We start from the raw sequence: 14,292 nt of genomic DNA, 5'->3' as shown, positions 1-14,292 counted from the left end.
ACGGCAAGTACGTGCATCTCGGGGACTCGGAGATTTATCATGCGCCGCGCCGGAGATCGACGATTGCGCTACCTGATCGACAATATTCGAGGGACGCTAGTTCGAAAGGCCGCCGGATACATGCGCGGCACGGCAGCTCTCACCCATGCAGCCGCGCGTCGGCCTGGCGTCGACGATTAAAGCCGGTTGGTGAAAATACCTAATTGGAGAGTTTGGACCTGCGCGCCCGAATCTCCGGGAGACAACGGATGCACGGCTCGCTGCAACATCTGGCACCAGTGATCAACCAGGCTCACCGGGGCGGCACGCTCCGGCTCGCATTCGTATCCGCAGTAGTCTCGCTAGTGGTCTCGTTTGCCGCGGCGGCCGCTCCGATTCCCCTTTACAACATCTACCGGGCGGAGGACGGCTTCACGAATGTCGGCATCTCGATCGGTGTCGTCGCCTACGCCATCGGCACCATCGCCGCACTCTTGGGGCTGGGACGACTGTCCAATCATCTGGGCCGCCGGCTCTCTGCGATCATTAGCCTCAGCCTGGTACTACTGGGCTGTGTGCTTTTGCTGAATGTGCACGACATTGCTACCCTGCTGGTCGGTCGGCTCCTCGTGGGTCTCGGTACCGGGTCGGCCAGCAGCAGCCTGACATCCTACATCGTCGACGCCGCACCCAGTAGACCGGAATGGTTGGCGTCCGTCGCCTCCAGCCAGGGACCGATGCTCGGCCTTACTGTCGGCGTCATCGCCTCCGGTGCCTTGGTCCAGTTCGGTCCCTGGCCACGCGACCTCATATACCTAGTTTGCATCGGCTTCCTATTGTTGTCTGCCGCACTCATTGCCATCAGCCCCGAAACAGCAAGTCCGACGCCGGGCGCTTGGCGATCACTGTTACCGCGGGTCAGCGTACCCGCCCGGGTCAGGTACCTGCTCCCTGTTGCGGCGGCAGTGTTCCTGGCCACATGGGCAACTGCGGGCTTCTACCAAGCATTTGTGCCCGCGCTAGTCGAAGATCAACTCCATACCCGCAGCCCCCTCATACTCGGACTGGTGTTCGCCGGCTATATGACCCTCAGCGTTCTCGGCGCTCCCATGGGGGGCCGGTTCACATCCGCGCAAGCCCAACGCGTTGGTATGATCATTTTTCTGGCCGGAATGATCGGCCTCTGCACGGCGGTCGCCGCCAGCACACTGGTTTTGTTCATCATCGCAACCATCGTCGCCGGAGCCGGCCAGGGAATCGCCATTAGCGCCGCCGCCCGCGGCTTGCTGCATGGCAGCACGCCAGCCGAACGGGCGCCGATCTTCAGCGCGATCTACCTTATCTGCTACGGCGGTGCCGCCTTCCCTAGCCTTGTCTCCGGCCAACTTTCGAACACGTTCTCGCTACCGCAGATCACGCTCGGATACGGCGGACTTGCCGCCGTCGCAACTCTGTTCACTGTCGTCGGCGCACGCAATCCGCATACCGATACGATGGGAAGCAGCACCCGCGACAGCTCGAACGCGACCGGTTCATCAAACAGCGAACGCTCTCATGAGAATGGTCGCCGGGCTTGCCGTCACGATCGGTGAAGAAGGCTGCGTAGTGTGGGCCACAATCGAACAGCATTTCCGCCGCGCTGTAGCGGCAAACCGTACCGCCGAGCGCGAGCTCAGGTTCTCGCCGGAGCACATCCAGTAAAGAGACAAATGATCGGAGAGAAATTATCATGCAGGCGATCGTTGTGACTGACCAGGCTGCGGGAACGGCCGGGATGAAACTGATGCAGCAGCCCGAGCCGCACGCGGCGATAAACGAGGTCATCGTTCAGGTTCATGCGTCGGGATTCACCTCCGGTGAGCTGACATGGCCTTCGACCTGGACCGATCGCCTCGACCGTGACCGGACGCCGACAATTCCCGGCCAGGAGCTGGCGGGTGTCGTCACCGCTCTCGGTTATGGCACGACCGGGCTGTCGGTGGGACAACGGGTGTTCGGTCTGTCGGACTCGTATCGCGGAGGGACCTTGGCTGAGTATGTGGCCGTGGAGGCACGCAACCTCGCGCCGCTTCCGGGCGACGTCGATTTCACGGTGGGTGCGGCCGTAGCGATGCCGGGCCTCACCGCGTGGCAGGGGCTGTTCGTGCACGGCCGCATTGGGGCGTGGCAGAGCGTCCTCGTGCACGGCGCGGCCGGCGCAGTCGGTTCGATGGTGGCGCAGCTCGCACGTGAGGCCGGCGCCTACGTCATCGGCACCGGACGCGCTGCCGACCGCCAGAAGGCGCTCGACTTCGGCGTGCAGGAGTTCGTCGACCTCCAGAACGACGTCCTCGAAGACGTCGGCAGAGTCAATCTGGTTTTCGATGTCATCGGCGGCGACATCGCGAAGCGGTCCGCGGACCTGATTCAAGCCGGAGGAACGCTGGTAACCATCGCCGGGCCGATCGAGGCGCGGCCCACCGACGGCCGGGCGATCGATTTTGTCCTCGTGTCTGATCGCCGACAACTGGGTGAGATCGTCCAGCGGGTGCGGGACGGACGACTGCGTACAAACATCGGCAACATCGCGACCATCGAGGATGCCGTCGCCGGTTTGAATTCGACCAAGCGGACCAGCGGGAAAACCATCATCCGAGTTCGTCCGTGAGGAAACAGAAAAGGCGAAGGGTTCCAGAGGCGCAGTTATCGATTCAAGGGCCGTGCGTTGATACTGCCGCCTGACCATGACAAGTCTTTGATGATCGCCAACTCAGTTCGCGTGACGAATGGCCAAGAATGTCCTGTTGATCACGTTGTCAAAATCGAGACAGCTTCTATCACCCAGTTGCTGTCTCCAGCCCATGTCTTTGCCCACCCTCCTCGAAGTCAGGACGAAATCAGGAATAGCTACTATCCTAAGTACGGTGTGAAACCCCTCGGGACCTAGATGATGGCGTAAGCGAAAGCGACCGACACCGAAAGCCCATGAAGATCCGTACCATCATCCCCCAACTGCGCCGCCCTCGCCATCTTGATGGCCGGCCCCATGTACGTCCGTGATGCCGAAGCGCAAACCGTCACGAAGAACTGCGTGGCTGCAATTCCTAACATACCTGGCAAGTCGCTGATCGCCTTGGAAGTCGACTACGCACCCAACGCAGATTCCGCGCCCCACACCCACGCGAGCTCAGCCTTCATCGACGCCTATGTGGTTTCGGGCGCGATTGAGTCGAAGGTGAACGATGGCGAAATGCGTATCTATCGGGCAGGTGAGAGCTGGTCCGAACCGCCCGGTGTGACCCATTCGATCAGCCGCAACGTGAGCACGACCGAGCCGGCGAAGCTGCTCGCTGTTTTCGTCCTCGACACCAATGACAAAGCGTTCACCACTCCCATCAAATAACGCTTGATACGCACTCGGCAGCGCCTAAGGCTCGCGGCGTGCAAGACCGGCCCTCCAAAAGGGCTGCTGTTCGCGTGGCCCCACGCTCGGCTTGCGGCTGAACTGCGGTCCCGTGGGCGAGATCGCCGCTGGGGAGGCTGCCCGTCAGCTCATGTATGCCCGTCGTATTCAGCGGTCTGCGGATCGAGCTAATGCCTTGGCTGCATCGTCGAGCGAAGCCTTCTCGGCTCGCCGCTCGTAGTAGTCGGCAAGAGCCTTAAGCTGAATCGCAACAGCTTGGTCAGTGATGGTTTCGGCAGTGCGCAGCAATGTCTGCGCTGCCTTCAAGCATTCCTTGCCTCGTCGTGAAATCTGATTCCTCATGACGCGCTCGTGCGGTCTTCGGGCGTTTGGTCGAAAGCGATCAGGAACCCATTGTGGTCACTCTGGTGTGCCTTGAAGCGATCGATGCACTTCTTAGAGCAAAGCGGCGTTCGCCATGAATAATGCCGGACGAGACCAAAGTCGCCCTCACAGACTGCGCGTTGCCTGCCCTTGTCAGACCCAAGACGTTCGAAGCGGTAAGGCATTGTCTTCCCCTTAGCCTGTGTGCAAGTCGGATGCTCCAACACTAAGAGGATCGCCACTAACGGATCAATTGAGCACAGGTTGAGCTGGGGAAGTCCAAACAGGGCGTTGCGATGATACGAAAGCTTAGGGTGCTCGGACGAGACGTACAACGAGCCGGCTTGAAATGCCCCGGGACGACGGCGCGCTCGCAGTCACGAACTAGGAGCCGCGTCACCCGCTCGACAGGACGCCGCAAGAGCTATCCGGCCGGGGCACGGATCGGGGCGCGACGCATGGTGTTGTCCTGGTGTTGCGAGCCGACATTGGGTCATCGCGAAGTGCTCATTCATGTCCTCATACACCGCCCGACATCCCGAGTGCAGTACCACACTCGCCGGACGCCGGCGCGCATAGCGCTCTTGGGCGACGATATCTCTCGCCTATCGAATGCATATCCAAATGGAATTTCCAATTTCGCCCCCTGTAGCAAGAATCGCCGCCTATCACCGAGGCAGGCGACAACTACATTGCGCTGCCGTGCTACTTCTGAACCCGATCCAAGGAAGGATGTTGCCAATGGAAAGCGCAGGAAAGATCGGCGCGTTTATTGCGGTGCTCGTACTTGCGGGAGCAACCGCGAATCCCGGCTACGCACAGGACGCCGAGCACGGCAAAGCGATCTTCAAAGCCTGCGCTGCGTGCCATGCCACGGATCACGATAATCGCATCGGGCCGGGCCTGGAAGGAATCATAGGCAGAACGGCAGGTACGGTTCCCGGCTTCAGCTACAGTGACGCTATCAAGAATTCCGGCATCGTTTGGGAGGCAAAGATCCTCGATGCATATCTGGAATCGCCACAGAAGGTGGTTCCCGGAAACAGGATGCCCTACGCGGGGCTGAAGGAATCGAGGGACCGGGCAGACCTGGTTGCCTATCTTGCTACGTTGAAGTAGCAGCTTCTTGAAACAAGCGTCAGCAATGCGCCTGCGCGGACATGAGAGCATTCCGGTCCCGCACAGAAAAGATTCCTGAGTTGAGCGATACAGAAGCATTTCAGGAGCCCCCAGGCGTGTCGAGACAAGCCGCCGAGGTTTCAGAGCCTTCTCGGGAAGCGGAGTCCGATGTCGATTTGTTCGTGATTGGTGGTGGGTCAGGAGGGATCCGCGCTGCGCGCGTCGCGTCGGGACATGGCGCGAGAGTAATGCTCGCGGAGGAGTACCGGCTGGGAGGAACGTGTGTCATCCGCGGCTGCATACCAAAAAAACTGTTCGTCTACGCGAGCCGTTTCAGCGGCACGTTCGAGGAAGCCGCAGGAGTCGGCTGGCGCTTGTCGGTCCCACATTTCGACTGGCCGTCATTGATCGCCGCTAAGGACCGCGAGATCACACGCCTGGAAGGGCTCTACGGCACCGGTCAGGAAAGTGCAGGCGTCGAGGTGGTGAGGTCTCGCGCCGTGCTCGAGGACGCAAATACGGTGCGCCTCCTCAAAAACGGCCGTCGCGTACGGGCACGCACGATCCTGATAGCGACAGGCGCACGGCCTGAATTGCCTCGCTTCGAGGGCATCGAGCTCGGCATCACCTCGGATGCCGTTTTCGACTTGAAGACATTCCCGAGAAAACTTGTGATCGTCGCCGCCGGATACATCGCAATGGAGTTTGCTGGCCTGTTTGCCGCGCTGGGAAGCGACGTCACTGTCGTCTGCCGCGGAAGCAATGTCTTGCGCGGCTTTGACGAGGACGTGCGCCAGGCGGTCGCTGGGTCCTACACGAACCGTGGCATTAAGCGGATGTTTAGCGACAGCATCCGCCGCCTCGAACGGCGGGACGGGGACGTCCGCGACGGCGACCATGCAGGAAGGATCGACGTTACGACCGAACAGGGCGGAAGGTTGATGGCCGACCAGGTGCTGCTCGCCATCGGCCGCACGCCGAACACGACCGCGCTCGGGCTCGACCGCGCCGGGGTCAAGACTGGGGCAGACGGCGCTATCATTGTCGATGCGAGCTCCCGCACGAATATTCCGAGCATCTACGCTGTGGGTGACGTGTCGAACCAGTTCAACCTGACGCCCGTCGCGATTCGCGAGGGCCACGCGTTCGCCGGCAGCCTGTTCGGCAAGAAAGCGTGGCAGGTCGACTATTCCAATGTGCCGACCGCGGTCTTCTCCAGCCCGGAGATCGGCTCCGTTGGCCTGACGGAGCTGGAGGCGAGGGCGCAGTATCCTGCCGTCGACGTCTACAAGGTTCGCTTTCGGCCACTGAAGGCCGCCGTGACGGGCGATTGCGAGACCGCGCTTCTGAAGGTCGTTGTGGATTGCGCAACGGACCGGATCCTCGGGGTCCATATCGTCGCCGAAGAGGCCAGCGAGATGATCCAGGTGCTCGCCATAGCGATCCGCAGCGGAGTTAACATGAAAGACTTCGCGTCAGTTATGGCCGTGCACCCGACGGTAGGTGAGGAGATCGTCGCAATGCGGACTCCGACGGTGCGGTACGATCGGCGCGACGCGTCGACACCGCTCGTCCCAAGCGCTGCCGTCTGATGCCAGCGGCGCGTATTCGGAAGGCCCGATCGGAAAGCCGCGGACCTTCGAGCAGCTCACTAATCTAGACTAAATGCTGCAGGCCTCATACAGGCGGAATGAAATCGATAGCGCCACCCCGCGCCAGTGAGGAGTGCGCAGGCAGTGTCGCGCAGGATGCCTGAACCACCTGCCCCACGACTCGCCGCGTGTTTGCGCTTGCGTGCCAACAGTCCGCAATCCCGAAGGTGAGCGCGATGAGTTCTTCTAGTCCCACACGACGCCCAATCAGCCAAAGTCGTGGAGCAGTGGCGATAACGTATGGGCTCCTATCGGAGTCGACACGAGCAGGGGCGAGCAAAACCGCTGTCAATTCGCACCGTCAACCTCTAACGCAAGGTGCCCGCCATCGTCGACACCGAACCCTTGGTGGGAAAGGAGCAAGGTTTTCGTCTCGATCGACATTTTACTACCTCCACCGAGAGTCTTGCTGAGCTGGCGCGGCACCGGCGCCGTGAGCTCGTTCAACGCAAGGGGACTCGTGATCGAGCAGGTCGCCTGACACTGCGACACCGAGGTTCGAAAGCCGCCTGCCCCGACTGTGTAAGGCAGCTGCCGGGCAGCTGCGACGTTCCCATCTGCCGCTCATCTTGAAGATGCGCGCGAGGGGCTTACTCAACAGGGTTCGACCTGGTGACGTCCCGCTGGTCGAAGGCAATGGGTATATTCCGTCGGGATCAATTATCTCGATGAACCTATCTGGTCGCATTCGGTGTTGTATGCCGGGCCGATAGCGGGCGCCACAACGGCCAGCCCACGATGATTGAAGCCAATGTCGTCGACACGAAGCGAAGTATTTGCATTTCAAACCCGCATCTCCCTGCCCGAGCAAACGGAGCACAGAATGGGTCCGTCGCTACGCGATTGCGCAGGCTTTCAAGGCCCTTGCGTTAACTCGGTTGTGGCAAGCTCACATACATCAAGCATCAGTCCACGGCTCGCCAAGCTGCAGCGATCGCCAACTCATGACTCTATGCGGCGCGCGGCCTCTGATTAATCATCCGACTTCAACAGCGTCATCCGGCTGATCGACCGATTTCGCTCGGCCGAGGTAGGACGTGCCAGCGCATCTCCTAGACTTAGGTATGCTCTTCTCAGCCGAAGTACCACTCGGATCAACCTTCTGTGCAATGGTGTTGGCAATCTCCTCGTGACTACGCTTGGGCTACAGCCGCACCGATTTATCGAACCGCAAGACGATGGCCAGAGTTCACCCATGACAATCATAGATAACTCCGCGTTGTTTGGTTTTGTCCTCAAGACGGCTAAGTCAGCCTCCGACATCGCCGAGGTCGTTCACAATCTGTTCATGGACGTGCGCGACTGTTACCGCCCCGGGCTGCACTACATGCGCGGCCCCGGCCTTAAACGGCGCACCAACCATCAGGCCTGGCTAGTAGATTCTGAAGCCGTACCGCTGCCGGGGCAGCATCAGCCGCCGCCGGTGTACATACGCCCCTGCGACGCGGCAAGCCCGGCTCGATAACCCGGCCAAGGTTCTAACATGTTCGTCCTATGGGGTATCCTGTTTGCCGTCTCGCTCTCGATTAATCTGGCGACATGTATTGTAACCTCTGCCCGTAATAGTTGGGTGGCAACTCGAGGCTGGATGCGGCACGGCGTCGCCGCCATTTGCATCGCATTGCTCGGCCCGGCGACGATGCCGGCTGGTTCGGCGGGCGCCGGGGTCACCCTCGAATTGCGCAAATTGCCGATGAAGTTTAGCTGGATTGCTTGCCAGCCGAATTGCCGAGGTTGGGTCAGCGCGGTCGGCATCGTGACCGCCGATACTCCGAGGGCTTTCGACGAATTCGCGCTAGGTCGACAACTTGACGGTGCGACCATCGTGCTGAATTCCAGCGGCGGTGCGGTCAATGAAGCGATCGCGCTCGGGCGGCGCTGGCGCGATCTGGGGGCGCTGACCACCGTTGGCGTCAGCGTTCAGACCAACACTGCACAGAGCGCTCCTTCCGACAAGGCTCCCGTGGCTTATTGCGAATCGATGTGCGTGTTCCTGCTGCTCTCGGGCAAGACGCGTTTCGTGCCCGAGGCCGCCCATGTTCGGGTGCATCAGATCTGGATCGGTGACCGCGCCAATGATGCCAAAGCCGCGACCTACAGCGCGGATGATCTGATGATCGTGGAACGCGATATCGGTCGTCTCGCGAAATACACTTTCGACATGGGCGGCGCGGGTGATTTGTTGTCGCTGTCGCTGAACGTGCCGCCCTGGGAAGATCTGCATGAACTGTCGCAGGAGGAGTTGCGACTCACCGGGCTGGTCACGACCCGTATGCATGATCAGCCGGCCAACAAGGCAGCGGTGGTCGAGCTGACGCCCAAACCGGTGCGGGGGCGCTTCGTAAGCAGCGCGGTCGCGACCAAGACAAATCCAGAGCCGGCAATATCGACCAAGTCGGCTGAAGCTATGGGGGCCGCGGGCAGCGTGAGCGCGGTGGGCCCGCTTGGGCAAGACTAGCGGGTACCATGTTGAGGACCGATTGAGGATTCCAGCAAAGCCAACCAAGCGATCGGAATATTCACGCTAGATTTCCGAAACAGTCTCGGTCGTGTGAGCGGCTCGCTGGACGTCGACCCTAGCGCTCGCCCGAACAACCTTTCCGACGGTCCGTGCCCATTACCGCGGCGAATCAAGCGGGTGCACATGCCGATTGCTTCGCGGCAGCAGCCCTCCCCAATTAGCCGAAGGGTTTGTATCCGCATCGCAACTTTCGAGACCCGCTCAGGGTCTCCGCCGGAACGCTCAGCCGCCCTAGCGAGCTTTTTCGCGAGCTCCAGCCCAGCGGTTACTCGGCCAAGTGGACGGCTAGCTACCGAAACCAATCGACAACTGCTGTGCCGCTCACGGCCAGTCCTTTCTCGGCCGCCTTCAAGGACACCAACAGTGTGGCTCACAAGAAGCGTCTTTCCGACTTGAAGATCGAGGCAGCCAAGCGGTTGATCTGGCCAGAAGGGGTCGCTTGCTGGTTGCGCTGATTTGCGGCTTCGGGGATCAAGATTAATTCACGCGCGCTCTCTCGCGGGGCGTGGGCGGCAGCCCAGGCTCGTGGCGCGGGCCGATGGATAATCGGCGCATTTCTTACGTAGGCTTGATCATATCCCGTGCATAGGCCAAACCGATACCGTATCCGCCGCCGTGAGCCTCCACGATAGCTCGCGCTCCGTCATAGGTCTCGTGCCGGGTCCAGTCGCGCTGGAGTTCCAGAAGGACCTGGATCCACGACGTCGGCTTCGCGCCCGCCGCTTCCATCCGTCGCATCGACAGATCGTGACTGACCGGAGTGAGCCCGCCGCAAGCGTCGCCGACGACGTGCACCTCATACCCCTCCGCGCGAGCGGAGAGCACCGGAAAAGTCACACACGCTTCCGTCAACAGCCCCGAAAAGATCAGCTTCCGTCGTCCCGTCGCCACGATAGCAGCGCGCGCAGCGTGGTCCTCCCACATGTTCATGTTGCGGCGCTCGATCGCGACTACTTCAGGAATCGCAGTGTGGATTGCTGGCATCAGAGGACCGCTGTAGACCTTTGTGGCGGACGTGGAAGCCACGATCGGCATGCCGAAAACGGTGGCAGTGCGCGCTAGAGCGATCACGTTGTTCAAAAGCGTCTGGCGATCGATCGAGCCGACGCCGAAAGCAAGCCCGGCTTGCTGATCGACCAGCACCAAGGTGCAGTCCTTCGGCTCGATCAGGATGTCGGGCATCGCCGTTTCAGGTCCTTGTGTCATGTTTCGTTAACTCGGGACATCGGGGAGTTATCAAGGTGGCTTCGCTTCTGTTCCGACAGCCTAGCGGTAAAGGTGATCTCGATGAGTTGTTCAGGAAAGGCCAGTCTCAGCACACCTATCAGGTTGCTGGCGCACTGAGGTCGTGCCGTGCCGTAGGCCTCCTTGCGCACCCTGCCCGCAACGGCGAATGCGGCACCGACGTCGAGGACATACAGCGTCTCCTCGACGACATTGTCCAACGTCGCCCCGAAGCGCGCCAAAAGCTTGGCGGCATTGGCGTACGTCGCCCGCATCTGCTGTTCCATCATCGAAAACTCGGCCGGTTTGCCGGATTCATCGAGAGAAGCAGGCGCGACTAGATTCCCCTTCTCGTCGTGGCTGAGCTGACCGGAGACATGGATGGTGTCACCAACCGTGATCGCCTGTGCGTACCCGTAGGCATCTTCCCACGGCACATCAAAATAGGCGGCCTCCTTATAAATTGTTGCGGCGGCATTTATCTCGTCGCGTTGCATACTGAGCCTCCTGGCTTCTCAATCCCGTCTCGATGGCGGCACTGACCGTCGGTAGGACGATGCTTTGGAGAATGACCTTGCAACGCCGGCGAAGGAAATCACCTCTCGTCATAGATTCGATAGACCATCGTTAGCGCCGTCTCGCCGCGTGATGTAGTAACGGGGAATGCCACCAGTCCCGCCTGCAGAGAGTCCGATGGTCGCCCGCGCTGAAAAACGAAGACGAGCCAAAGGAGAGTTGAGTGAGACATCCCACTCGCGCCGATACGTGGAACGAACGGTGACAGGCTTGTGAATGCGTGCATCGCGCAAGCCGCGCAGATGCGACCTGGTCGGTCGCGACGCTTGTATTCGAAGCTTCGCGGAAAATGTCTTTTAAACGGATATTCGTCAGAGTGAACTGAAGGTCTCGGTTGGGGCCAAAAGACGACCTAACTCGTCGGATTAGCTCAGATGGAGCGGCGGGCCCGGCGAATAGCTGTGCCACCACACCAGACCTGGGGATGCAAAAACAGCTTGATCGTGGCGCGCGAAATCCACCGTAGGAGCGGCGTCATGGTCGAGGAGGCGGCGCGCTGCCACCCGTGATCTGGATTGCTCCCAGGCAGCCAACGGAAATCTCTGCATGTGCCTCTGGTGACGGTCCTCGCTGCGGATTCACGCGGCGCGGCGGCAATAACGATCGTCTATCGAATTGATGGCGAGAGGTGATTTCCTTCGCCGGCGTTGCAAGGGCATTCTGCGGGTCGGGCGCGCTTTGGAGCAACGCTGGACAACGACGTCGAGGGGACGGAGAGTCGGATGATGTCATACACCGCTAAGGCCATTCCGCTTCGGACAGCCGCTCCGGATGACCCCGCTCTGGCGCGGGTGTTAGCGGCTTACGTAGCGTCGGCGACAATCTGGCTCGTATTGACCACGGCCGTGGGACTCTTAGTCAGCTTTAAGTTCGCCTATCCGGATTTTGCGACGACGCCGGCGCTGTCGTTTGGACGGCTGCGGGCGATCCACACCAACGGAACATTTTATGCCTGGGCGAGCCAGGCGCTGATCGGACTTGCGCTGTTCGTGGCAGCGCGCAGTTCGGGCGCGCGGCTCTACAGCGAGCGCCTCGCATGGATCAGTCTTGCGCTCCTTAATCTCGCCGCTGTACTGGGCACCGTTACACTCGATTTCGGTTTCAATTACGGCCAGGAGTATCGCGAGTGGCTGTGGTGGATTCGCGTTATCCTCGGGCTTGGTTTGATCACTGCGGTCTGGAATATGATCGCCACTGTCGAGCAGCGGGATGCCGAGGATATCTACATTTCTAACTGGTATACTATCGGAGGCACGCTGTGGACGATTGTCATGGTCGTGGTGTCGCTTCTGCCATGGTACCAGTTCGGACTGGGTCAGGTCGCGGTACAGGCCTTCTTCATGCATAACGCCGTCGGACTATGGTTCACGCCCCTATCGCTCGGTGTGTCCTATTATGCGCTGCCGAAGCTCCTGAACCGCCCGATCTATTCGTATTCTCTTGGCGTCTTTGCATTCTGGACCAATCTCATCTTCTATCCGATCGTTGGCGCCCATCATTTTGAATTCAGTCCATTACCGTGGTGGCTGCAGACTACGGCCATCGTCTTCAGCGTGGCCATGCTGGTTCCTGTGCTGAGCGGCACCGCGAACTTCCTTCTCACCTTCCGGGGGACTCACGAATGGATATATCGCTCGCCCGCGGTGTTCATCCTGGTCGCCGTCTACGGCTATCTACTGGGTTCGACGCAAGGCACATTGGAGGCATTCCGCTCGCTGCAGCAGCTGTGGCATCTGACCAATTACACGGTAGGGCACTCGCACCTGACGATGTACGGCTTCGTCACCTTCGCGATCTGGGGCGGAGTCTATGCACTCTTGCCGCGCGCCACCGGCAAGTATCCGTACAACCTGGCCATGGGCATCCATTTCTGGCTTTCTGCAGTCGGTGTTGTCATCTACGTTGCGGCGCTGTCGGCCGCAGGAACCATTCAGGGACTCGATTGGTTTCGAGGGCTCACGTTCATCCAGTCGGTCGAAGATGCCGCGCCATATTGGTTGTGGCGCTCCGTCGGTGGCTCGATGATGTTCGCCGGCCATCTCGTCTTCGCTTTCAATGTCTGGACAATGACCTACGGCAGGTCCTACGCCGAGCTTGCCGCAGCCAAGACGGTGTCGGTATGAATAGGTTATTGGCGATTTCCGGCGGTTCAACGCTGGTCTACACCGGGTTGGCGGTTCTGATGGGCGTGCTGCCGGGCATCTGGCTATCGAACGTACCGCCGACGCCGGGCCTTAAGCCACTGACCCCCCTAGAGGCGCGAGGGCGGGATGTTTATGTCTCCGAAGGCTGCTTCTATTGTCATACCCAGCAAGTACGCCCCCTCCCTGGAGATAAACCCTTTGGCCGTCCGTCGGCACCGGGCGATTATGCTTACCAGACCACGGAATTGCTAGGTTCGGAGCGTAACGGACCGGACTTGAGCAATATTGGCGCGCGGCAATCGAGCAGCATATGGCAGTTCATCCATCTCTATCAGCCGCGCGCAGTGGTGCCGCAATCGATCATGCCAGCGTTCCCTTGGCTATTCAGCGTTGTGGACAAAGTACCCCCCGCAGAGAAAGCGGTGTCATTGCCGCCTGAGTTCGCGCCAGGCGGTACCGTGATTCCTAACGAAGACGGCAAGGCGCTGGTGGCTTATCTGTTGTCGTTGAAGCAGCCCGCGCTAGCTCCAACGCAGCCCGGCGCCGTGCCGTTGAGTCGCTCGAGCGGGCCGCTAGGGTTTGATGCCAGCAAAGGTGCAGCATTGTTCGCCAACAACTGCGCATCCTGCCACGGCGCGGAAGGCAAGGGTGTGCCGGGAACGTTTCCGCCGCTCGCCGGAGATCCGGTGGTTAACGCCGCGAATCCGACGGCACACATCGGGGCTGTGCTGCATGGACTTAGCGGACACGTGATCAATGGCCAAAAATATGAAGCTCCGATGCCTGCGTTCGGGGATCAATTGTCGGATCAGGAGATCGCCGATATCATCGACCACGAGCGCTCCTCATGGGGCAATCATGGTGCCTTGATCAGCGCGGCTGATGTCGTCGCGGCGCGCGCCAACGAACCACTGCAGAAGCAGCAGACGCCGCCGAAACAGGTCTCGGCGATAGCGGCTCCGGCACCGACATTCGATCCCGCGGAAGGATCGAAGCTGTTCGCCGAGAACTGCGCCGCCTGTCACGGTGCAGAGGGGAAAGGCGTGCCCGGCACGTTTCCGCCACTTGCGGGCGATCAGGTCGTTAACGCGACCGACCCTGCCGAACACATCACCACCATGCTGCGCGGCCTTGGTGGGAAGGTCATCAACGGCCAGAAGTACGAAGTAGAGATGCCGCCGTTCGCTGACAGACTATCTGATCAGCAGATCGCTGATATCATCAATCACGAGCGCACGTCCTGGGGCAACCACGGGCCGCTGGTGACGCTCGCGGACATCACGAAGCTCCGTGCCAAGAAATAGGAGGCGA

Annotated in this window: 12 protein-coding genes; 9 read left to right on the top strand and 3 right to left on the bottom strand. The window is 60.4% G+C overall.

Annotation, left to right across the window (positions count from 1 at the left end):
* Positions 1–248 precede the first annotated feature (248 nt).
* The 3 genes from ACIPUD_RS14750 to ACIPUD_RS14740 all read left to right on the top strand — a co-directional run bounded on the left by ACIPUD_RS14750 (position 249) and on the right by ACIPUD_RS14740 (position 3,361).
* On the top strand, positions 249–1,571 hold the full coding sequence (locus tag ACIPUD_RS14750) for an MFS transporter (protein ID WP_446480939.1): 1,323 nt from the start codon (positions 249–251) through the stop codon (positions 1,569–1,571).
* A 137-nt stretch (positions 1,572–1,708) separates the two neighbouring features.
* Positions 1,709–2,626 (top strand): NADP-dependent oxidoreductase, encoded by a 918-nt coding sequence (locus ACIPUD_RS14745; RefSeq protein ID WP_446480938.1) that lies wholly within the window; start codon positions 1,709–1,711, stop codon positions 2,624–2,626.
* A 378-nt stretch (positions 2,627–3,004) separates the two neighbouring features.
* The gene (locus ACIPUD_RS14740) at positions 3,005–3,361 is read left to right on the top strand and encodes a cupin domain-containing protein (protein ID WP_446480937.1); all 357 of its coding nucleotides are present in this window, start codon (positions 3,005–3,007) and stop codon (positions 3,359–3,361) included.
* Positions 3,362–3,529: 168 nt separating this feature from the next.
* Here the strand turns inward: ACIPUD_RS14740 and ACIPUD_RS14735 are convergent, their stop codons facing one another.
* Positions 3,530–3,724: a hypothetical protein gene (locus ACIPUD_RS14735; RefSeq protein WP_035992154.1), complete on the bottom strand. Its 195-nt coding sequence runs from the start codon at positions 3,722–3,724 to the stop codon at positions 3,530–3,532.
* A gap of 762 nt (positions 3,725–4,486) precedes the next feature.
* Here ACIPUD_RS14735 and ACIPUD_RS14730 point away from each other — a divergent pair.
* The 4 genes from ACIPUD_RS14730 to ACIPUD_RS14715 all read left to right on the top strand — a co-directional run bounded on the left by ACIPUD_RS14730 (position 4,487) and on the right by ACIPUD_RS14715 (position 8,974).
* Complete coding sequence (locus ACIPUD_RS14730) at positions 4,487–4,864, top strand: c-type cytochrome (RefSeq protein ID WP_049824144.1); 378 nt, start codon at positions 4,487–4,489, stop codon at positions 4,862–4,864.
* 116 nt (positions 4,865–4,980) lie between these two features.
* Positions 4,981–6,456 carry a glutathione-disulfide reductase gene (gorA, locus tag ACIPUD_RS14725; RefSeq protein ID WP_446481121.1) on the top strand — a complete coding sequence of 492 codons (1,476 nt, stop codon included), beginning with the start codon at positions 4,981–4,983 and terminating at the stop codon, positions 6,454–6,456.
* A gap of 1,255 nt (positions 6,457–7,711) precedes the next feature.
* On the top strand, positions 7,712–7,981 hold the full coding sequence (locus ACIPUD_RS14720; protein WP_446480936.1) for a hypothetical protein: 270 nt from the start codon (positions 7,712–7,714) through the stop codon (positions 7,979–7,981).
* 123 nt (positions 7,982–8,104) lie between these two features.
* Positions 8,105–8,974, top strand: coding sequence for a hypothetical protein (locus ACIPUD_RS14715; protein WP_446480935.1), 870 nt, complete (start codon positions 8,105–8,107; stop codon positions 8,972–8,974).
* 621 nt (positions 8,975–9,595) lie between these two features.
* On the opposite strand, the gene ACIPUD_RS14710 is transcribed toward ACIPUD_RS14715, so the two are convergent.
* Entirely contained in the window at positions 9,596–10,219 is a 624-nt protein-coding gene (locus tag ACIPUD_RS14710) for a hydrolase (RefSeq protein ID WP_346771005.1), read from the bottom strand.
* Between the two features lie 20 nt (positions 10,220–10,239).
* Positions 10,240–10,758, bottom strand: a complete 519-nt coding sequence (locus ACIPUD_RS14705; RefSeq protein ID WP_446480934.1) for a RidA family protein — start codon at positions 10,756–10,758, stop codon at positions 10,240–10,242.
* Positions 10,759–11,559: 801 nt separating this feature from the next.
* Between ACIPUD_RS14705 and ACIPUD_RS14700 the strand changes: the two genes are divergently transcribed.
* Entirely contained in the window at positions 11,560–12,960 is a 1,401-nt protein-coding gene (locus tag ACIPUD_RS14700) for a cbb3-type cytochrome c oxidase subunit I (RefSeq protein WP_247297972.1), read from the top strand.
* 8 nt (positions 12,961–12,968) lie between these two features.
* Complete coding sequence (locus ACIPUD_RS14695; RefSeq protein ID WP_446480933.1) at positions 12,969–14,285, top strand: c-type cytochrome; 1,317 nt, start codon at positions 12,969–12,971, stop codon at positions 14,283–14,285.
* Positions 14,286–14,292: the final 7 nt, after the last annotated feature.

The organism is Bradyrhizobium sp. CAR08, from assembly GCF_052871955.1.
Note: the sequence above shows the minus strand (reverse complement) of the source record. Positions and strands in the feature narration are given on the sequence as shown.